Below are 21,211 nucleotides of genomic sequence, written 5' to 3' on the forward strand. Positions count from 1 at the left end.
CTAAAATGGTAACGCCGCATCTGGCCGGGCTTGTAAAATGACCTTGCGAAAATCCTCCTGTATCCGCGTGAGCGCTGCCGCGCTGTCCGCTTCAAATCGCAGCACAATCACGGGCATGGTATTGGATGAACGTGCCAGGCCAAACCCATCGGCGTACTCCACCCGTAGCCCATCCGTCGTAATCACACGAAGCGGATTATCAAAGCGCGCATTTACTTGCAACTGGGCGATCACCTGATAATTTTCTCCTTCCTTCAGCCTGATCTGCAGTTCCGGAGTACTGATAGCATCTGGAATTGCATGAAGGGCAGCATCGATATCTGCCTCGCGGCTGAGCAGTTCCAGCAACCGTGCGCCCGCATATAATCCATCATCGAATCCATACCAACGCTCACTGAAGAAAATATGGCCACTCATCTCGCCCGCGAGCACTGCCCCGGTTTCTTTCAGCTTGCCCTTGATGAACGAATGCCCTGTTTTCCACATGATCGGTTGGCCACCATGCTGCTCTATCCACGGCGCGAGGTTGCGAGTGCATTTCACGTCATAAATGATCCGCCCACCAGGATTTCTTGACAAAACATCGGCCGCAAATAACATCAATTGACGATCGGGATAAATTATCGAACCGTTTTTCGTTACCACGCCCACGCGGTCCCCGTCGCCATCAAAGGCGAGCCCGACTTCCGCGTCGCCTGTTCCAAGCTCATGTATCAGATCGTGCAGGTTCTCGGGTGCGGAGGGATCCGGATGATGATTGGGAAAGGTCCCGTCGACTTCGCAAAAGAGCCCGGTTACATGGCATCCGAGCCTGCGGTATAGCTCCGGCGCATAAGCGCCGGCAACGCCGTTGCCACAATCGACGACGACTTTCATGGGGCGAGCCAGCTTTATGTCGGCAGTAATGCGCTGCAAGTAAGTTTCAGCAATATCATGCTTGCGATATCCCCCCTGACCATGGACCAGATCCTGATTTACCACGCGCCGGTATAACGCCTGAATGGATTCCGCCGCAAGGGTTTCTCCACCCAGCACCATCTTCAAGCCATTATATTGAGGAGGATTGTGGCTTCCAGTCACCATTACGCCGGAATAGCCGCATAAGGTATGCGCCGCGAAGTAGAGCATGGGGGTAGCCACCATCCCGACATCGACCACGTCGACACCACTTTTCAGCAACCCCGCCGCCAGCGCCGCCGCAAGCTCCGGACCGGATGTTCTGCCATCCCGGCCTATTGCCAAAGATTGAATACCGCGGACACGTGCTTCGGAACCGATGGCGTGTCCCACGGCTTCAGTAATTTCCGGGGTGAGCGTTTGACCAACGATACCGCGGATATCGTAGGCTTTAAAAATCTCTTTCGGTAAATCAGGCATGAGATTATGCTAAGTTATTGATCAGGCATGAGATTATGCTAAGTTATTGGAATGATGGGTATGGCGAGGTTTACAAGCGGATCAGGACATCCGGGAATATGCCGGGCAAGCAGGCAGCGCACCCATGGCCCCATGGCCGGAAAAAACTTAGATTCATGCCAACGGTGCGGAAAATCCAGCAACCCATCCCGCCCCTCCGGACACACGCATGGGTAAAAGCTGCCTCCCCCTCCAGGCGCCGCCACGCCAAATGCCCTGTGATGAATTGTTTCCCATTGACCGTATTTCTACGGGTCTTTCAGCGATGGTGTCCTGTCCCCGAACCGCCTTTGAGCGTGTACTGGGTGCCACAATAGGGACACAACGCTTCACCGGTATTCTCTATGGGGAGAAAGACACGAGGATGCGAATTCCATAAGAGCATGGATGGCATAGGACAATGTAATGGCAGATCGTCGCCCGTGACCTCGATCGGTTCCTGCTTTCTCACGTTGGCATTCTGCATGGGTTTTCCTTCGTTTCCTTCGATACGCATCAACATCGATCAGACATAGGTGAGCCAATCCGCATGGCTTGCGGCCCTGCCGCCCACACAGTCAAAAAAAGCAGCCTGCAGCCTGGCGGTAATGGCGCCCCGCTCACCTTCCCCTATGCGGCGGTTATCCAGTTCGCGGATAGGCGTTATCTCGGCAGCGGTGCCGGTAAAAAACGCCTCGTCCGCGCAATAAACCTCGTCCCGGGTGATCCGCTTTTCGATTATAGGGATTCCCATTTCCGTGGCAAGCTCGATGATGGAAGCGCGAGTGATGCCTTCCAGGCATGAAGTCATGTCCGGAGTGTAGAGCTTTCCTTGCTTGACAATGAATATGTTTTCGCCAGCTCCTTCCGCCACATACCCATCCACATCCAGCAGCAGGGCCTCATCGTATCCGTCATGCGCCACTTCCTGATGAGCGAGTATCGAATTGGCATAAGTGGTGACAGACTTGGCGCGGCACATGTTGACATTGACGTGGTGCCGGGAAAATGAAGAAGTCTTGACACGGATGCCTTTTTCGAGACCATCCGCGCCAAGATAGGCGCCCCAGGGCCAGGCTGCGACCACGACATGAACTGAAAGCGTCCTGGCGGAAATTCCCATGGCTTCCGATCCGTAAAAAACAATAGGGCGAATGTAGCAGGATTCCAGCCTGTTCTGCTTCACCATATCGCATTGCGCCTGCATCAGCGTAGCCTTGTCGTAGGGCATTTTCATCATGAAAATATGCGCGGAATTGAATAGCCTGTCGGTATGTTCCCGCAACCGGAAAATCGCCGTGCCTCCGGGCGTCTTATAGGCGCGCAAACCTTCGAATACTCCCATTCCATAATGCAATGTATGGGTCAATACATGCGTGGTAGCCTCGCGCCACGGGATGATATTACCGTCGCTCCAGATAACGCCGTCGCGGTCAGCCATCGACATCAAAAACTCCTCGGGATCTTTGAAAATCCCTATTCTATCGCATTTTACCCTTGATAAATTGAATCACATTCTCTGCCTCTGCCGTCCCTGTACTCCAAAAACCGCACACTCCACCCTGTCCAACTGCCGGATTTGGGATCAATCGAAAACTTCCGCCCATAACTGAAGCACGGCGGCAATGCTTTCCCTGAAACGATCGGCTTCCACCCGGACAAATTTCTGATGCCGGCCGGAGGACGACTCGGCAGCATCCGGATTTCCGCTCAATCTCAGCCTGTGCTGCACACGGCGAAACTCCCGATAAGCCACAAGCACGCGTTGCGCGGCCGCTACGGAAACGAGCCCCAGCTCTCCCGCCAGCTTCAGCAAGGCGATATTGCCGATATTGTCCGTCAACCCCGGGTGATCGCAGGCATGACTCAGAATCAAATATTGCACAATGAACTCGACATCGATGATGCCGCCGCGGTCGTGCTTGACGTCAAACAATCTGGACGAATTGGGGTGCGCTTCGAACATTTTCTCACGCATTGCCAGGACTTCGCGCTTGAGTTTTGCCGGGTCGCGCCACTGGCGGAGCACTTCCTTCCGTATTCGCTCGAACGCATCTCCTATCCGCGAATCCCCCGCGACAAAACGCGCCCTGGTCAACGCCTGGTGCTCCCATACCCATGCCTGGTTACGCTGATATTGATCGAAAGCATCGAGGGAACTGACAAGCAGTCCGCTGCTGCCGTTGGGACGCAAGCGCAGATCGGTTTCGTACAGCAAGCCCGCAGAAGTGTAACTGGTCAGCCAGGAATTAATGCGCTGGCTCAATCTCGCATATATCTCGGACGCATCGGGATGAGGATCGTCATGAAGAAATATGATGTCCAGGTCGGATGCGTAGCCCAGTTCCTTTCCGCCCAACTTGCCATAGCCCACAATCGCAAATGCGGGATCTTCCCTGTGCCTCCTCCTCAATCCGGACCATGCAAGATGCAACACCTTATCGAGTATCAGATCGGCAAGTTCCGTCAAATGATCGCTCAGCGTTTCAAGGGGCAGCAAACCCTCCACGTCCCTGGCCAGCAGCTGGAACACCTGGGCATGGTGAAAATGCCGCAACACATCCATCTGCTGCTCCGTATCGTTGCCTTCCGCCTGTTTTAACTGGCTCTCTAAAGCGGTCCTGGCAAGCGACCAGTCCGGTGCGTTTTGAAAGCCCTCGGAGTTAAGCAGCTCATCCAGCAGAATAGGATGTGCGTTGAGATACTCGGCAGCCCACTGGCTGGTGCTGGCGAGCTTGGCCACTCTTTCCAGCGCTTCGGGATATTCCCGCAACAACGCGATATAGGCCGCGCGGCGGCTCACGCTTTCAAGCAGCCGTAGCATCCGCTCCAGCGTCGCATCCGGCCCTGGCATTTTCGCGGCCACCTCGATCAGAGCGGGAACAAGCGCGTCAATGCGTGCCTTGCTCGGCTTGGGTAACTGCCGGTAGCGCGCACTGGCGCGAAATGCCTGTAAACGTCCCAGACTGCTTTGAGGATCGGAAAACCCCATTGCCGCCAGCCGGACGGCAGCCTCCGGTCCGGCTTCTTCTTCAACTTGCTCTTCCCAGAGAGCGGTCAGCATGCCGGAGGTATGAAATTCCCGGGGAGCGGCGAATATATGTTCAAAGTGACCCGTCACCCTGCTTCGATGGTCATCAAGGCGCTCCAGGAACCCTTCGTAGCTTGAAAAGCCCATCGTTTCCCCTATCAGCGCCTGGTCTGTCGCCGCTTGAGGCAATGTCTGGGTTTGCAGATCGTCGAGATACTGCAGGCGATGCTCGAGATTGCGAAAAAAACAATAAGCTTCGGAGAGTTCCGCTACCGCCTTTTCCGATAGCTGCCGCTTCTCCCGCAAGCGGTGCAGCACCTCCAGGGTCGGACGAATACGCAGTTCGGCGTCCCGCCCGCCACGGATAAGCTGGAATACCTGGGCGATGAATTCAATTTCGCGGATGCCGCCTGGTCCAAGCTTGATATTTTCATGCAATTCACGGCGGCTGACCTCCTGCCGAATCTGCGCATGCAAACCGCGCATGGATTCGTACGCGCCGAAATCGGGGTATTTTCGAAACACGAACGGCTGTGCGATCTGCTCCATCAGAACCGAGCCTTCCGCGCAAGGGCCGGCGACCAGCCTGCTCTTGATCCAGGCGTATCGCTCCCATTCCCGCCCCTGGTTTATGAAGTAATCCTTCAGCATGGGAAAACTCACCGCCAGCGGGCCACTTTCGCCATATGGACGCAAGCGCATATCGACCCGGAAAACGTAGCCGTCGGAAGTCATATCATTGAGGCTGGCGATCAATCTGCGTCCAAGGCGAACGAAGAAATCCTGGTTGGAGACTGAACGGCGGCCATCGGTTTCTCCATCTTCCGGGTAAACAAAAACCAGATCCACGTCCGAGGAGACATTGAGCTCTCCGCCTCCCAATTTGCCCATGGCCACCACCAGCATTTCCTGGGGAGCGTTCTTCTCCTTATTCCTCGGGCGTCCATATCGGTTCGGGTCGGTCAGCCAGGCCTGCTGCCGCTCCAGCGCGAAACGAATGGTTGTCTCGCCCAGGTCGGTCATGCTCCTCATGACTTCGGCCAGGTCTCCCAGTCCACCCAGATCCCGAGCCAGCAACCGCAACATCACCTTCTTGCGCAGGCTCCGCAATATACGCTGCAGGCCAGCTTCATCACTGACCGCTACCGCATCCGCATCCGCATCCAGAAATTGCCGCATCTCGGCCGCAACGAAAGGGCGATGAAGGCTTTTTTCTAATTCCACCCGCAATTCCGGCTCGCTGTCCAGCAAGCGCTGCGCATAACGGCTATATGGAAGGATCGAATCGATCACTGTCTCGACGGGATGATCGGGATGCATGGCCAAAGATTCGGAGTTACAATAAATCGATCGTCAAAACCCCGTATTTCAACGGGCATGCACCTGCTCTCGCAGAACTGGAAAGCGTCGCGCAAGCAAATCCATTTAGATCGTTTTACCAATTGCTTTATCGCCAAGGTCGCCCTCTCGACGTTTTTTTCACTGGACGGTTGGATAAAACAGATCACCCTCAGCAGAAAACCGGAAATCCTTATTGAACCTTTCAGCAATTTTACCTCTTGCACGGCGCTGCGCCGCTTTATTGCGCAATGTGGCCTGGCTACTGATTGCAGCGGCAGCCTTTTTTTCCTTGCTGCTGCTATCGCTGCGGTATTGGGTGCTGCCAAATATCGAGAACTATCGCGAGGATATTGCGTCAGCGATCAGCCGGGCATCAGGCCAGCAGGTAACGGTGGGAGAGATCAGCGCGAACTGGGACGGCCTTCGCCCTCACATGATGCTTGGCGCCATCCATGTTTATGACAAGGAGGGAAAGATCTCGCTATTGCTGCATCGGCTGGAGGGCACCGTATCGTGGCGTTCCATTCTTTACGGTGGGCTGCACTTTCGTGAAATCAGGATCGATCAGCCCGACCTGATTGTGCGGCGCGATGCAGAGGGCGTCATTCATCTCGCCGGTTTCGCACTCGAGAATGAGCCAGGCGAAAATGAAAATGGTTTTTCCAACTGGCTATTGCAACAGAAACGGGTCACCATCCATAACGCCAGCATCGTATGGCAGGATGATCTGCGGGCTGCGCCGGAACTGGAATTGCTGGTGGATCTGCTCCTGGAAAATCAGGATAACCGGCATCGCTTCGGGATTCGCGCCACGCCATCCGCCGAGCTTGCGGCCCAACTGGACATGCGAGGGGACTTCAGGGGCAGGTCGCTGGACTATCCCGAGCAGTGGGGAGGCCAGCTGTTTCTGCGGATAGATCAGGCCAATGTCGCCCTCTGGCAGGCGTGGCTGCCTTTTCCACGCGAGATCGAGCTAAGGCGCGGCATCGGTGCGTTGCGCATGTGGATGGGAATGGAAGGACTGGACATCCGGAAATTGACGATGGACATGCGATTGAGCAACGTCAAGGCCCGGATGGCAAAAAATCTACCGGAACTGACTCTCTCCCGCGTGCAATGCAGGATAGGCTGGAAAAGAATAAACAACGAGGAGAAAGAAGGCTTCGAGCTATCGGCAAGCAGGTTGAGCGCCTTCATCCAAGGCAAGCCGCGGTTGCAACCCTTGAATTTCTCGCTTCAGATGATCCCTGGCCAGAACGGAGCGGCGAGCAGCAGCAAGCTGAGCGCGGATAAATTGAACCTTCGGACGCTTGGCGACCTGACCGAGTATCTGCCGATGACGGACTCCCTGCGCAATTTCCTGAGACAGTCGTCGCCGCACGGAGAGATCGATCACGTTGAGGTGGGATGGAACGGAGATCTGTCGTCCCCATCACACTTCAGCGCGAAAGGACATTTTACCAACCTAGGCATGAAGAAATGGGAGAGTCTGCCCGCATTCGGCGGCATGACCGGCAGCATTGACATCACGGAGCGGAAGGGGGTGCTCAATATCAGTTCACAGCAAACGAGCATAGAACTGCCGGACCTGTTCCACGAACCGCTCCTGCTCGATACCCTGACCGGACAGGCAAGCTGGAGCATCGCTTCAGGGAATGACGCCAGCGAATTCAGGTTCAGTAATATTTCTTTCTCCAATCCCTATGCCGCGGGGGTTTCATATGGCAGCTATCGCACCGGACGTGATGGTCGGGGAATGGTTGACATCGCAGGCCACTTGACGCGGGCGGATGTGCCCTGGGTAATGCGGTATCTTCCAGTCCGAAAGGATTCGTCCGTTAAAACGTGGCTGGAAAAATCGATGGTGGCTGGAGTCATTACGGAGGCCCGGCTCCATCTCAAGGGCAATCTTGATGAATTTCCTTTCCGTCAGGAAGATCAAGGCGTATTCCGGCTCTTCATCAACACGTCGGGAGCGACGGTGGATCTCACGCCGGAATGGCCGCGGATCGAAAATATCTCAGGAAATATCCAGCTCCACGGTGACCGGGTCGAATTCAACGGACCGCAGGCCGCGATTATCGGCACAAAACTGAGCAAGATAAAACTTCGCGTCAGGGACATCGGTGAACCCGGGGCGGCACTCGAATGCGAGGCAGAGGCAACCGGCGAGACCCGGCAATTCTTGGAATTGGCGGCCAGGTATGGATCCGGCAGCCTGGCTGGCACGCTTTCCAATCAAATCAGCGTTGCCGGAAACGGAAGGCTTCACCTCAAACTTGACACCCCGCTGACCTCTGCAAGACATTCCAGACGCGTCAATCTTGCCGGGAGCTACCAGATCACGGGCAATGAAATCAATCCTGGGGAGAATTTGCCCAGTCTGAGCGATATCAGCGGAGAAATTTTTTTTACCGAATCGGGAATAAGCGCCAACAATATTACAGCCCGGCTGCTTGGCGGCCCGATGTCTCTCAGTTCTGTCGACACGCGCGACGGGAGCGTCCGCATGATTGCCCTGGGCAAAATCAACCTGGACAATCTGTATGGAAGCTGGCAGCGCGATGCAACCCGCTCTCCTCACGCGTGGACGAGATACCTTCGAGGCAGCGCCGAATGGCGGGGAATGATCCACGTCCGCAACAAACTGGCTAACCTGTCGATTGAATCGTCTCTCCAGGGCATTACCTCGGCATTGCCCGAACCTTTCTCCAAAGCGGCCTCCGACCGCATACCTCTGCGTTTCGAGCGGAAAGCCGCCGCTGTGAACAAGGATACGCTCATCTTGAGCTATGGAAATATTGCCGCGGCAAAAGTAAGACGCACGCAGGACGAAGCGGAGGAATACCAGGTGGACGAAGGTGTTGTGACGTTTGGCGCCGCTTCCGTCCCAACCCTGGAGATGCCGGGAATATCCGTGAGCGGCACGATACGGACGCTGGATCTGGATCAATGGCGGAAAATCATGATTCAAGGACAGGCGGGCGGCGCGGCGGAAGCTTTTCCCGATATAACCGGGGTGGATCTGCATCTCGGCAATCTTACTATTTTCGGCAGGCGGCTCACCGATATCGAACTGAGCGCAAAAAAAATTGACAAGATCTGGCACTCCACTGTCGCAAGCAGCGAAATGACCGGCGACATCAACTGGAACCCATCGGGTAACGGAAGGATTCTAGCGCGCCTGGACAAACTGGTCGTCCCAACCGCTCTTTCGACTTCATCTCCTTCATCCCCCAGGCCAGCCCCGGCGGTGCAAGCAAGGCCTCAGCAAAAAGCTGCGCCGGCACTCGACGTGATGGTGAATGACCTGATACTCGGAAACATGCGGCTGGGGCACCTCGAATTGAAGGGCGCTCAGCACGAGCAGAATTGGCGTATCGACAAATTGCGGCTCAGCAGCCCGGAAAGCTCGATAGTGGCAAAAGGAATATGGCATAGCCGAGCCGCTACCCCGCGAGTTCAGGCCACGATTACCCTGGAGTCGAGCAATATCGGAAAATTCCTGACGCGCCTGGGTCATCCCGATCGCGTGAAACGTGGCACTGGCAAGCTCGAAGGCGAGGTATCCTGGGATGGAAGCCCACTGGTTATCGATTACGCAACCATGTTTGGCACCTTCAAGCTGCAGGCGGAACACGGGCAATTTCCCAGATTTGAGCCTGGGATCGGGAGATTATTCGGCTTTTTCGATTTGCGCGCGCTACCGCGAAGAGTCATGCTGGACTTTCGTGATGTGTTCAGTGAAGGTTTTGCCTTCGACGATATTTCGGGAGATATAAGGATCGCGCACGGAGTGGCGGTTACCGATGACCTCCAGATCGAAGGACCCGCGGCCAATATTATCCTGAATGGCGAGGTAAATCTTGAAGCGGAGACCCAGAAACTGAATTTCAAGGTTATCCCGTCGCTTGGACTGGCCACGCCGGTGGTGGGACTCACCGAGATGATCGTAAACAAGGCGTTGCAGAGCACCCCGACGCCTAATGAATATGACATAACGGGAACCTGGACCAAGCCGATAGTGGTAAAAAAATCAGAGCAGGCGCACGAACACGAAACCGATGAGCCTGGGCAGCAATAGCTTGAGCTGTGGGACAAGATTCCCCGAAGACATTTTGTCCCGAAAACAGGGAATCCACCGCTGCCTTATCGACACGATGCGATACGATGCCGGAAAAAATGAAAGTTCCGCCATGAGTATCATCTGAAGGGTTTAAAAAAAACCGCTTTTCGGTTAATCTGTTTGCATTTGATTTGCCAGGAAGCCTCCTGCCTCCGCCATGAGGCATCGATAGGCGAAGTCCGATCCGGCGAAATGAACCCGGCGTTGATCGGAACTTCTTTCACAGGTTCTCCAGGCTGAATAAGCTGAAAAGATGATCACCCATAATTCCGGACATGCCTGGCCAACCGGAGCAATAGTAGAACAAGATCGCCCATGACAGCGGATAATCCAATTGCAACCTCCTCGCGAACCGAAAGTCAAAGGTTTGTCCGTATTGCCGCCATTCAGATGGCGGCCGGGCCCAATGTCGTGGGCAATCTGGAAGAAGCGGGGCGCCTGATAGAAATGGCAGCGGCGCAAGGGGCAAAGCTGATAGCGCTTCCGGAATATTTTTGCTTGATGGGAATGAGTGACGCGGATCGGGTGGCGGCACGCGAACAGGATAATTCCGGGCCAATACAGCAATTCCTGAGCGACATCGCGAGACGGTTGGGCATCTGGCTGGTAGGGGGTTCCGTACCCCTGGTATCGTCCCAGCCCGACAAGGTCCGCAACAGCTGCCTGGTTTATGATGACAAAGGGGATCAAGTCGCGCGATACGACAAAATACACCTGTTTGGCCTGGAGTTGGGTAACGAAAGCTATGCCGAGGAAAAAACCATAGAACCCGGATGTGGCGTGGTTGCCCTGCAAACCCCCTTTGGCCGTATAGGTCTTTCCATCTGCTACGACTTGCGTTTTCCGGAGCTTTACCGCTCCATGGGAAAGGTGGATATCATTTTTGCTCCTGCGGCTTTTACTTCAACTACCGGCAAGGCGCATTGGGAAACACTCATCCGCGCCCGCGCCATCGAAAATCTCGCCTATGTGGTTGCGCCTGCTCAAGGCGGATATCACGTCAACGGGAGGGAAACCCATGGCGACACCATGATAGTCGATCCCTGGGGCGTAGTGCTTGACCGGCTTCCGCGGGGATCGGGTGTGGTGATAGCGGATATCAATTCCGACTATCAGACCAGCCTGCGCAATAGTTTGCCCGCTTTGGAACACCGGATCCTGCATTATTGCTGATTATCGAATTTTTGACCTGGATACCATGATTACCGAATCCATTTCCCCAACGAGCGATCTCTTTGTCACGGCCAGCAATTGTCTTCTGGCGCCTTATGAGATAGATACGGCCGGCCTGCAGGAAGTATTCGGGCAGATGTTCTCCCACAACGTGGATTATGCAGATCTGTATTTCCAATACAGCCGGGGCGAGAACTGGGCGCTGGAAGAAGGCATAGTCAAATCCGGCAGCTTCGATATCGATCAGGGTGTGGGCGTACGCGCGATCAGCGGCGACAAGACCGCTTTTGCCTATTCGGACGACATCAGCATGCCTGCGCTCGCCTCTGCAGCGCAGGCCACTCGTGCAATCGCCCGCCAGGGAGCTTCGCATTCGGTTCAAGCAGTCCGCCGCAGCAAGGGCCGCGAGCTTTATCTTCCGCACGACCCTATTTCCGCGCTCAACGATAAGGAAAAGGTCGCGCTGCTGGAAAAGCTCGAGGGCTATGCCCGCGCGGTCGACAAGCGGGTTATCCAGGTGATGGCTTCCCTATCGGGAGATTACGAAGTCATCCTGGTTGCGCGCAGCGACGGGGTTCTGGCGGCTGACGTGCGCCCGCTCGTGCGCATGTCGCTGCAAGTCATCGCGGAGGAAAACGGCAGGCGCGAACAGGGTGTGGCGGGAGGCGGCGGTCGCTTCGATTACGCGTACTTCACTGATGACGTCCTGCGCGACTATGCGGCCAAGGCGGTGCACCAGGCCCTGGTCAATCTCAACGCAAAACCTGCTCCTGCGGGAACCATGACCGTAGTACTGGGTGCCGGCTGGCCGGGAATACTGCTGCATGAAGCGATCGGCCACGGCCTGGAAGGAGATTTCAATCGCAAGGGGAGTTCCGCATTTTCAGGCCGTATTGGCGAGCGGGTGGCCGCGGCGGGCGTGACAGTGGTTGACGATGGAACGATTGCAAGGCGGCGCGGTTCGCTCAATGTCGATGATGAAGGCAATCCCAGCCAATGTACCGTACTCATCGAAAACGGCATACTGAAAGGTTATCTGCAGGACAACCTGAACGCCCGGCTGATGAACGTTGCCGTCACCGGGAATGGCCGGCGGGAATCATTCGCTCACATTCCCATGCCGCGCATGACCAATACCTACATGTTGAACGGCGATAAAAGCCCCGAAGAAATCATCGCTTCCGTAAAGCATGGCTTGTACGCGGTGAACTTCGGTGGAGGCCAGGTGGACATCACCAGCGGGAAATTCGTGTTTTCCGCGGCTGAAGCGTACATGATCGAAAATGGCAGGATATCTTATCCGGTAAAAGGTGCAACGCTCATAGGCAACGGACCCGACATACTTACCCAGGTTTCGATGATAGGAAACGACATGGCGCTCGATCCCGGCGTGGGAACCTGCGGCAAGGAAGGCCAGAGCGTGCCCGTGGGGGTAGGCCAGCCCACTTTGCGCATAGAGGGATTGACGGTAGGCGGAACAGCATGAGAAGAAACTCTTCCATGCCCGCCTTCTGCGGGTAAACTGCTTTTTCTTCTGGTTCAGGGCTTGCTGATCGCCTCGAATTTGATGATGCGCGTGCCCGCCAGCCTGTCGTGCAAAAATTGACCTTCCCGGTCAAATAATGCCCACAGTATTCCGCAGCCGCCCAAAAAAATTCCGATCACGGCAAACAGATAGCGTGCAAGCGCCTGTTTTAAATTCAGCCGCCTTCCATCGACGCTGACCACGCGGAATTTCCATGTTTGCATCGGTAGGGTCTGTCCGCCATGCGTCCAGAACCAGGTAAAGTACGTTCCTGCCACCAGCAGGAGGTAAAGTTGAAATGCAGGCCTGAAAAAAAGCGAATTCGTATCGCGAAACACGAGATGAAAAACCACGCCGGCAATAAACAGAACCGCCAGCAGGAGCAATGATTCGTAAATCATGCTCACCACCCTGCGCCAGAAACCAGGGACCGAAATTTTAATCGACTCCGGATAATCCATCAGGAATGCCTATCCGCCTTGATGTAAGGAAAGTGCGGAATCCGGCGCTGCCACCTTATTGATTTGCCAGTGCGCCATCCGGCGATTGCTCGTACTGGCGCCATTTCTGCTTTATTTCATCCCGCTTGTCAGGCGACATTTTTTTGATCGTCTTGTACTTTTCGCGCGCACGCTGGCGCTGCTCCGGAGTAAGCAGGTACCAGTCCCGCATCTGCAGTTGCATGCGCTGCTGCTCTTCGCCCGTCATCCCCGGATAGCGCTTCGCTATGCCCAGCCATTTCTTTTTTTTTGCCGGCTCCATATGATCCCACTCCTGCGAGAGCGGAGCCAGGATTTCCCTTTGTTGCGGCATCAGCTGGTTCCATGAGGGCTGCTTCGATTCAGCCGACACATGAGCAGAAAGCAGGAAGCACAGCCACAGCCCCGGGATCAGGAGCCTTCGAGCCATGTTTCGAACTCGTTGTCCAGATAGGCGTTTACCGGAAGATCATCAACGAGCAGCATGATATCGATGTCTTCATTCTCGTCGCCCTGCAGGCTCTGCCAATAAACGATCCCCATGAGCGCAAGCAGCAAGGAAACCAGGGAGACGAACCTCCCCCTTTTCAAATGCCACTCATGCCCACTGCGAACGGAAGCACCACCGACATTCACTATTGTCTCCGCCGGATAGTAATTTTCCAGCGAAGCGCTGCGCGCGGATTGCAGCCGGTCCAGCGTACCTTGCCTGATATTGTCCAGTCCCTGATCCAGGATTTGCGCGATTTTCTTTCCTGTTTGCGGTTCGTTCATAACGTAATTCCCTTTTTACTCAGCACGATGGCAAGGGCATGGGTTGCGCGGGAACAATGCGTCTTTACGCTTCCTTCGGAACATCCCATGATCTTTGCCGTTTCCGAAACATCCATATCCTCCCAGTAACGCAGCAGAAAGGCTTCCCGTTGACGCGCCGGCAAGTCGGAGAGCGCCCTCTCGATCATGCGGATAGATTCCGATTGTTCCAGTTTTTCCTGCGGATTGCCTGGATTCGATGCGCTCTCCACGCGTAAAGTTTCCAGGAAATCGTAGTCCTCATTTTCGTTTTCCTTGCCGGAGGTGAATGATGAAAACAACGTGGTCCATAGAGACCGCGTCTTTTGCCTCCGGTAAAAATCCCGAATGGTGTTTTGCAGGATGCGCTGGAACAGAAGAGGGAGTTCTTCCGATGGCTTGGCAGCGTATTTCTCCACGAGCTTCATCATGGACTCCTGAACGATATCCAGCGCCAGATGCTCGTCACGTACCGCGAATAACGCCTGCTTATAGGCCCGTCTTTCAATTTGAGCCAGAAAATTTGAAAATTCCTGTTGAGTAGCCAGGACAATTGCCCTATTGGAATTGGATTAGCGCGTCGATTGTTTCGCGAGCAATGGTATCAAATATTTTCCATTCTCCGGAAAAGTTTACCCAAGTGAGACAGCAGCCAGAAGCCACCTGTCTTGAACCAGCCACCGCAATTGCCGTCCCGGACGCCGCCTCCACCCCTCTCACCCGATGATATCCGGCCATATTCCCCGGGTGCGACAATTTGCCGCATTGCGATTACCGCTGTTAGCCCCTATTATCCCTATTACCCCTAATGGATTTTGTTAAGCGCAACCCCCGTGGATCGCGACAAACACTCGGCAACGAAGATATTCAGATCATCCTGAATCCGGCAGTGTAGCGAATTCATCATGCAGATGAACTTCGAGCATCGCGAAAATCTTTACGGATCATGATTTCAAACTAAAAAAGAAAGGTCAACTACCGGATTTAGAATCATACACTTTTCATTTCTGTACATAAGCCGGACGTAGATGGTAAAATCTCCCTGCGATTGATTCTTAATTAGATTTGCATTCTGATGAATAAAAAAACCGGTTTCGAATTCTCCGCAGCGCTTCCGGGACTTCCATTGAAAGCCGCATTGCGTTGCCTGACGCTCGCGCTGGCGCTGGTTTGCATCAGCCCTGCCAGCGCCATGGAAAGTGTGCGGCCTTTTGCCGCCGGCAGCTTTTCCCAGGTTCTCGCAGCCCGCCAGGGCAAGCCCTTTATTCTTGTTCTGTGGTCGCTTGACTGCCAGTATTGCCCAACGGAATTAAAGACTCTGGGTGAACTCAGGCGCAGCCATCCCCAGCTGGATGTCGTGCTGGTATCCACGGATACAATGGGCGATGGACCGCAACTCGTGGCGCGAACGGAAAGCTATGGCCTGAAAAAGATCGAGCAGTGGGTCTTCGCGGAGGATGTTCCGGAACGTTTGCGGCTCGAAATTGACGGCCGCTGGTACGGAGAGGTTCCCCGCACCTATTTTTTTGATCAGAGGCACCAGCGCGAGGTCAAGAGCGGCTTGGTAAACAAGAAGGTTTTCGAAGACTGGCTTTCCCGGAACATGCCCTCGGGTTCCGGTCATTAATGGCATGATACTCAAACGCAATCCCGTCTTTTTGCCCAGCCTGATGCTTGTTCTTGCAGCGCATGGCGCATTGCTTTATTTCCTTTTCAAGCAGCAATTGATCCCGCCGCCGGAACAGCTAGCCACCCTCCTCGTCAATTTTATCCCTGCCACCCGGCCGCAGGAAGAAGCCAAACCCGAGCCTCCGCCGCCTTTGCCCAAGCCGAAGCCGATCAAGAAACAACAATCCCGCCAGATAGTCGCGGAAGCTCCGGTGATCTCGGAAAGCGAGCCGGTCGCACTGGCGCCAGCGCCTGAGCCCGAACCTGTGCCCGTGGAAGAAGCTCCCCGCGCGCCCCAGATGCCGGCAGGCCCCGTCACGCTATCTTCCGAGCTGTCGGTCGCATGTCCTGAACTCAGTGCACCCGCCTACCCTCCCCTTTCCCGGCGCCTCGGTGAAGAAGGCAAACTGATGCTGCGCGTCGAGCTGGACGAAAAAGGTTATGTCAGTGTTGCGCGAGTCGTTACCAGCAGCGGTTTCAAGCGGCTCGACGACGCTGCCATGGCTGCGGTAAAAACCTGGCGGTGCACGCCGCCGGTGCGCGATGGCCAGCCGGTAAGAGCCATCGCTCTGCAACCCTTCAACTTTGTACTGCAAGGAGATTGATCTAATGCAAACAGGTCTCGGATTTTCTAATTTTCTGGCGCAGCTCGATGGCGTCGGTATCAGCGTGCTTGTGCTGCTGCTGGGTCTTTCGGTAGCGAGCTGGTATCTCATCCTTACCAAGAGTCTGTCGAATTTCCTGGCAGGAAGGCGCGCCGACGCCTTTCTCAAGCGCTTCTGGAGCGCCAGTTCCCTGCAGGAAGTGAACTCGACGCTGAAAGAAGGGAAAGCAGACTCGAATGATAACGCCTTCGCACAGCTTGCGCAGCTTGCAATGGATGCTGCCGTCGATTCGGAAAAACATGGCCTGCAAAAACTTGCCGCAGCAGGCGGAGCAAGCGAATTCATTACCCGCGTATTACGAAATGGCCTCGACCAGGAGGCCACCCGAGTCGAGAACGGCCTGACGGTGATAGCCTCGGCAGGTTCCGCCGCGCCCTATATCGGCTTGTTCGGCACAGTATGGGGTATTTATCACGCGCTGGTTCAGATAGGGCTTTCCGGCCAGGGCACCCTGGACAAGGTGGCCGGTCCGGTGGGGGAGGCGTTGATCATGACCGCCCTGGGCCTTGCAGTCGCGATTCCCGCCGTACTGGCCTATAACACGTTCGTGCGCCGTAACCGCATCTGGCTGGCCCGGCTCGATGCCTTTGCCCATGATCTCTTCGTATTGATCGCGGTCGGCGCAAAAACGAATAGCTCCGCCGGGGACGAACGGCCCCTTCGCGTCGTGGCGCCGAGCGAAAGGAGACTATAATGGCTTTCGGAAGCATGGAAGGGGGCAGCCGCCAGATACCCATGGCTGAAATCAACGTGGTCCCCCTGGTTGATGTCATGCTGGTGTTGCTGGTGATCTTCATAATTACTGCTCCCCTGCTGACGCATTCAGTCAAGATCGATCTGCCAAAGGCATCGAGCAGTCCGAATATCACTCAGCCGGAGCATATTGAATTCGCGCTGCGCGAAGATTCCAGCCTCTACTGGAATGGGGAGCCCGTTACCATGGATGTGCTGGCTCCGCGGTTTGCCGCCGCTGCCAGCCAGAATGCCAACATGGAGCTGCACATACGGGCCGACAAACATGTCCATTACGAGCAGGTGGCGCGAGTCATGTCCATCGCGGCGAAAGCCGGGCTGGTCCGAATAGGTTTTGTAACGGATCCTTCCGAGAAGAATTAGGAAAGTCCTGGATAAGTCTTCGCCAGCGCCCCCGGTACGTGGCGGACCTGCTTGAATGAGGTTAAAATTGCATCTTGTCCACGGCCATTCGAGGAAAAGCGCGATGGAAGAAAGGCTTTACGATTCATTCCGGACAAGTACCGCGACATGCCTGGCGTGACGCCCGGCAGCCGCTGGCGCCGTTTCCTTATCCATCTTTCCATCGCCTCCACCGCGCTGTTTCTCGGCGTCATGTCCTGGCTCATTGCGAAGCCGATGGCAACCCGGCTGCATGAAACCGTGCCGGGGCAGCGCATCACCGTGACAGCAACACCCCATATCGACATCAGCCTGGACAGTGACAGCAGCGTGACCGTCACCAATACCGAACCTCCCCGCATCGAAATGCTGAGAGGGAATGCTTTTTTTGACGTCAAGAATACTGGAGCCGAAAAACTGCAAGTGAAGGTGGGAGCAGTCTATATCAGTGGCATGGACAGCCGATTCAGCGTCAGCAAACGTTCTAACGGGGGCAGCGTGGCGGTAGCGGCGGGACAGGTCGAAATCCAGGTGGAAACAGGAAAGTATCTCGTGGGCTCCCGGGAAAAAGCGGATTTCAGCAACAAGATGGTAACGGGACAGAGGGTCATAGCAGAAACAGATATCGTACCCTGGAAACCCACTCGCTAGGGAAGCGCTGAATAAATCCTCGCTGAGCGCGTTGCTGGTAGAATCGGGATGATCATAAGGCGCGCGACGCAGGTCGTAGCCGGGACTACGATGCCAAGGAGCGCAACGCCATGAGTGCCCGATTTTATCGCAACCCGGATGGGGCGGGGCTTTGCGGGTGGTCTGCCCTGTCATGCTCCTGGCGAAGGAGCGCCCCGGAGCGTCGCCCGAGGGGCCCCGCAGAGCGGGGATCGCGCAGCGGAGGGGATGCTTCGACCGCACCACAGTTTTGTTGGGGCGCAGGCATCCCGCTGCGGGGTCGCATCTTCCTTTCGGAAGACGCTGCTCCGCCCTGCGCGGTCGCACCATTCGCGTCGTCGCCTTTCGCGCATCCCATCCCGCAAAGCCACCGCCGCGCCAGCGGAGATTTGTTCAGCGCTTCCCTAGGGTTCCAGATCCGATTCCGGCCCCGACCCTAATAGCACCTTCCCCTTCTGCAGCTGGCCGACACCGGCAGCCATGGGACCAAGAGGCAGATAGCCACAACCATTCGCGCCGCATGAAGCCAGTCGCCATATTCAGGCATCATCCGCTGGAAGGACCAGGATATTTCGCCACCTATCTGGATTCCCGCTCCATTCCCTGGCGGCTCATCAAGGTGGATGCATGGGAAGCCCTTCCTTCCGAAGCTGCTCAGTTCGCCGGACTGGTATTCATGGGAGGACCCATGAGTGTAAACGATGATCTGCCATGGATCGGGCCGGCGCTTGCATTGATACGCCAGGCGGTTGCGGAAAGCATACCGGTGCTAGGCCATTGTCTCGGTGGCCAATTGATGGCCAAGGCACTCGGGGGCGCCGTGAGCAGAAGTCCTGTCAAGCAAATCGGGTGGGGCAAAGTCCAGGTTGCGGACACTCCGGCGGCAAGAGCGTGGTTTGGCGAACTTTCTGCCTTCGAGGGATTCCATTGGCATGGAGAAGCCTTTACCATCCCTGAAGGGGCGGCCGTGGCGCTTTCCGATTCCTATTGCAGGAACCAGGCATTCGTCCTGGATAAACACCTGGCACTCCAGTGTCATGTGGAAATGACTGAAGAAATGGTAAAAACCTGGTGCAGCAACGGCGCCGGCGAAATTGCGGCAAGCCCTGGGCCAGCAGTCCAGCCGGCGGAAGCGATACAAACCGGCCTGGATGAGCGCATTCCCGCCTTGAATCAGGTCGCCTGCCGCTTATATGAGAAATGGGTTGCGGGGTTTAGCGAAGCTCTAACAAATCCGCACCCTGAAGGAGAGAGGAGAACAGCCTCGCGGAACAAGGGTTATCCTGAATCCGGTAGTTGACCACTCATTTCCAGTTTTTAGAGCCATGATCCACAAAGATTTTCGCGATACGCGATGTTCGTCTGCGTGATGAGTTCGCTATTCGCTACAAAGCGGATTCAGGATGATCACTCGCGGAAATTCTGGAATTGAAGCGGGAATTCGGTAATCGATTTCTTGACCAGTTGTATGGCTTCCTGCAGGGTGTCGCGCTTCGCCCCTGAGACGCGGACGGCATCTCCCTGGATGCTGCCTTGCACCTTGAGCTTGCTATCCTTGATCAGCCGGATGATTTTTTTTGCCAGTTCGCTTTCCACGCCTGTTTTCACTGTTGCCTGCTGCTTGACCTTATTGCCGCTGATTTTTTCGACCTGCCCCCTGTCGAGGCATCGCACATCGACATTGCGCTTGGCCAGCTTGGCCATGAGAATATCCAGCACCTGGCCCAGCTTGAATTCATCATCCGCAAAGACGGTAAGCGTGTAATCCGCCTGCTCCACGCGAGCATCCGATCCCTTGAAATCAAAGCGGGTGCTGACCTCCTTGTTCACCTGGTCAACCGCGTTTCTTACCTCCTGCTTGTCAACTTCGGAAACAATGTCGAATGAAGGCATATTCGATTCTCCTGAATCACCAGTCTCCTTTCAGCCGCTTGGACCGATTGGGGCCGCCCGGCGCTTATTTTCTTTTTCTCAAATTTGCCGCAATGCGCATCCGCAACGCATTCAGCTTGATAAATCCGGCCGCATCGGTCTGATTATAGGCACCCTGGTCATCCTCGAAGGTGGCAATGCGGGGATCGAACAGGGAGTCGGTTTTGGAATCCCGACCCACCACGATCACATTGCCCTTGTAGAGCTTCACCCGCACCCAGCCATTTACGTTGATCTGGGATGCGTCGACCAGGCTTTGCATCATCCTCCTCTCGGGACTCCACCAATAACCATTGTAAATCATGGCGGCATATCTCGGCATCAGCTCATCCTTCAGGTGAGCCTCCTCCCGGTCGAGGGTGATGGATTCCATGGCCCTATGGGCGCGAAGCATGATCGCTCCTCCAGGAGTCTCGTAGCAGCCGCGGGATTTCATGCCCACATAACGATTCTCGACCAGATCCAGCCGCCCGATCCCATGCTTGCCGCCTAACTGATTCAATTGCGCAAGCACGCGCGCAGGCGAAAGCGACTTGCCATTGAGCGCGATGATATCGCCTTGCCTGAATTCCAGGTCGAGATATTCGGCCTCGTCCGGCGCTTTTTCCGGCGAGACGCTCCAGCGCCACATGGATTCTTCCGGTTCCCGCGCGGGATCTTCCAGAATACGGCCCTCATAGGAGATGTGCAGCAGATTGGCATCCATGCTATAAGGGGACCCTTTCTTTTTCTTCATTTCCACCGGGATGCCATGCTGTTCCGCATACGCCAGAAGCTTTTCCCGCGAAGTGAGATCCCATTCGCGCCACGGCGCGATCACGCGGATATCGGGTTTCAACGCGTAATAGCCAAGTTCGAAGCGCACCTGGTCGTTGCCTTTCCCGGTTGCGCCATGAGAAACCGCATCCGCCTGCGTTTCCAGCGCGATCTCGATCTGGCGTTTAGCGATCAGCGGGCGGGCGATACTGGTTCCAAGAAGATATTCGCCTTCATATATCGTATTGGCCCGAAACATGGGAAAAACGAAGTCCCGCACGAATTCTTCGCGAAGATCTTCGATGAAAATTTCCTTCACGCCCAATTGCCTGGCCTTCGCCCGCGCCGGCTCCACTTCCTCCCCCTGTCCGATATCCGCGGTGAATGTCACGACCTCGCATCGGTACGTGTCCTGCAGCCACTTCAGGATAACGGAAGTATCCAATCCGCCGGAAAAAGCGAGCACAACCTTTCCGATATCGGTCATTCTGGATGTTCCTGATTTTTTTGCTTTTTTCATTCCAT

19 protein-coding genes are annotated in these 21,211 nt (G+C 55.5%); 9 read left to right on the top strand and 10 right to left on the bottom strand.

Annotation, left to right across the window (positions count from 1 at the left end; translation table 11 throughout):
• The 4 genes from ACZ5CE_RS10770 to glnE form a co-directional block, all read right to left on the bottom strand.
• A complete protein-coding gene (locus ACZ5CE_RS10770) occupies window positions 1-1,377 on the bottom strand; it encodes a phosphomannomutase/phosphoglucomutase (protein WP_464574912.1) in 1,377 nt (458 codons plus the stop codon).
• Between the two features lie 298 nt (window positions 1,378-1,675).
• Window positions 1,676-1,882 (bottom strand): zinc-finger domain-containing protein, encoded by a 207-nt coding sequence (locus tag ACZ5CE_RS10775; RefSeq protein WP_464574913.1) that lies wholly within the window; start codon window positions 1,880-1,882, stop codon window positions 1,676-1,678.
• 39 nt (window positions 1,883-1,921) lie between these two features.
• Window positions 1,922-2,842, bottom strand: coding sequence for a branched-chain amino acid transaminase (locus ACZ5CE_RS10780; protein WP_464574915.1), 921 nt, complete (start codon window positions 2,840-2,842; stop codon window positions 1,922-1,924).
• Between the two features lie 138 nt (window positions 2,843-2,980).
• Complete coding sequence (glnE, locus tag ACZ5CE_RS10785) at window positions 2,981-5,746, bottom strand: bifunctional [glutamate--ammonia ligase]-adenylyl-L-tyrosine phosphorylase/[glutamate--ammonia-ligase] adenylyltransferase (RefSeq protein ID WP_464574916.1); 2,766 nt, start codon at window positions 5,744-5,746, stop codon at window positions 2,981-2,983.
• Between the two features lie 214 nt (window positions 5,747-5,960).
• On the opposite strand from glnE, the gene ACZ5CE_RS10790 reads away from it, so the two are divergent.
• The 3 genes from ACZ5CE_RS10790 (at window position 5,961) to tldD (ending at window position 12,552) form a co-directional block, all read left to right on the top strand.
• Window positions 5,961-9,851: a YhdP family protein gene (locus ACZ5CE_RS10790; protein WP_464574917.1), complete on the top strand. Its 3,891-nt coding sequence runs from the start codon at window positions 5,961-5,963 to the stop codon at window positions 9,849-9,851.
• 357 nt (window positions 9,852-10,208) lie between these two features.
• Window positions 10,209-11,066: a carbon-nitrogen hydrolase family protein gene (locus ACZ5CE_RS10795; RefSeq protein ID WP_464574918.1), complete on the top strand. Its 858-nt coding sequence runs from the start codon at window positions 10,209-10,211 to the stop codon at window positions 11,064-11,066.
• A gap of 25 nt (window positions 11,067-11,091) precedes the next feature.
• Window positions 11,092-12,552, top strand: coding sequence for a metalloprotease TldD (gene tldD / locus ACZ5CE_RS10800; RefSeq protein ID WP_464574919.1), 1,461 nt, complete (start codon window positions 11,092-11,094; stop codon window positions 12,550-12,552).
• A 53-nt stretch (window positions 12,553-12,605) separates the two neighbouring features.
• On the opposite strand, the gene ACZ5CE_RS10805 is transcribed toward tldD, so the two are convergent.
• The 4 genes from ACZ5CE_RS10805 to ACZ5CE_RS10820 all read right to left on the bottom strand — a co-directional run bounded on the left by ACZ5CE_RS10805 (window position 12,606) and on the right by ACZ5CE_RS10820 (window position 14,410).
• Window positions 12,606-13,034, bottom strand: a complete 429-nt coding sequence (locus tag ACZ5CE_RS10805) for an RDD family protein (RefSeq protein WP_464577492.1) — start codon at window positions 13,032-13,034, stop codon at window positions 12,606-12,608.
• Window positions 13,035-13,107: 73 nt separating this feature from the next.
• Window positions 13,108-13,500 (bottom strand): DUF3106 domain-containing protein, encoded by a 393-nt coding sequence (locus ACZ5CE_RS10810; RefSeq protein ID WP_464574920.1) that lies wholly within the window; start codon window positions 13,498-13,500, stop codon window positions 13,108-13,110.
• Window positions 13,482-13,844 (bottom strand): DUF3619 family protein, encoded by a 363-nt coding sequence (locus ACZ5CE_RS10815; RefSeq protein WP_464574921.1) that lies wholly within the window; start codon window positions 13,842-13,844, stop codon window positions 13,482-13,484. Before ACZ5CE_RS10815 ends, ACZ5CE_RS10810 begins: the two co-directional genes overlap by 19 nt.
• A complete protein-coding gene (locus ACZ5CE_RS10820; protein ID WP_464577494.1) occupies window positions 13,841-14,410 on the bottom strand; it encodes an RNA polymerase sigma factor in 570 nt (189 codons plus the stop codon). The genes ACZ5CE_RS10815 and ACZ5CE_RS10820 overlap by 4 nt, the downstream gene beginning before the upstream one ends.
• A gap of 527 nt (window positions 14,411-14,937) precedes the next feature.
• Here ACZ5CE_RS10820 and ACZ5CE_RS10825 point away from each other — a divergent pair.
• From ACZ5CE_RS10825 to ACZ5CE_RS10850, 6 genes are all read left to right on the top strand, one after another.
• Window positions 14,938-15,489, top strand: coding sequence for a TlpA family protein disulfide reductase (locus ACZ5CE_RS10825; RefSeq protein ID WP_464574922.1), 552 nt, complete (start codon window positions 14,938-14,940; stop codon window positions 15,487-15,489).
• A gap of 4 nt (window positions 15,490-15,493) precedes the next feature.
• Window positions 15,494-16,135, top strand: coding sequence for an energy transducer TonB (locus ACZ5CE_RS10830; RefSeq protein ID WP_464574923.1), 642 nt, complete (start codon window positions 15,494-15,496; stop codon window positions 16,133-16,135).
• Between the two features lie 4 nt (window positions 16,136-16,139).
• The gene (locus ACZ5CE_RS10835; RefSeq protein ID WP_464574924.1) at window positions 16,140-16,889 is read left to right on the top strand and encodes a MotA/TolQ/ExbB proton channel family protein; all 750 of its coding nucleotides are present in this window, start codon (window positions 16,140-16,142) and stop codon (window positions 16,887-16,889) included.
• A complete protein-coding gene (locus ACZ5CE_RS10840) occupies window positions 16,889-17,311 on the top strand; it encodes an ExbD/TolR family protein (protein ID WP_464574925.1) in 423 nt (140 codons plus the stop codon). The genes ACZ5CE_RS10835 and ACZ5CE_RS10840 overlap by 1 nt, the downstream gene beginning before the upstream one ends.
• A gap of 51 nt (window positions 17,312-17,362) precedes the next feature.
• Window positions 17,363-17,980, top strand: coding sequence for a FecR family protein (locus ACZ5CE_RS10845; RefSeq protein ID WP_464574926.1), 618 nt, complete (start codon window positions 17,363-17,365; stop codon window positions 17,978-17,980).
• 538 nt (window positions 17,981-18,518) lie between these two features.
• On the top strand, window positions 18,519-19,298 hold the full coding sequence (locus ACZ5CE_RS10850; protein WP_464574927.1) for a type 1 glutamine amidotransferase: 780 nt from the start codon (window positions 18,519-18,521) through the stop codon (window positions 19,296-19,298).
• Window positions 19,299-19,405: 107 nt separating this feature from the next.
• Here the strand turns inward: ACZ5CE_RS10850 and ACZ5CE_RS10855 are convergent, their stop codons facing one another.
• Both ACZ5CE_RS10855 and ACZ5CE_RS10860 read right to left on the bottom strand, forming a co-directional pair.
• Entirely contained in the window at window positions 19,406-19,891 is a 486-nt protein-coding gene (locus ACZ5CE_RS10855) for a YajQ family cyclic di-GMP-binding protein (protein ID WP_464574928.1), read from the bottom strand.
• A 64-nt stretch (window positions 19,892-19,955) separates the two neighbouring features.
• Window positions 19,956-21,173 carry an argininosuccinate synthase gene (locus ACZ5CE_RS10860; RefSeq protein WP_464574929.1) on the bottom strand — a complete coding sequence of 406 codons (1,218 nt, stop codon included), beginning with the start codon at window positions 21,171-21,173 and terminating at the stop codon, window positions 19,956-19,958.
• Between the last annotated feature and the right edge of the window lie 38 nt (window positions 21,174-21,211).

The organism is Nitrosospira sp. TNL200 (assembly GCF_055386305.1).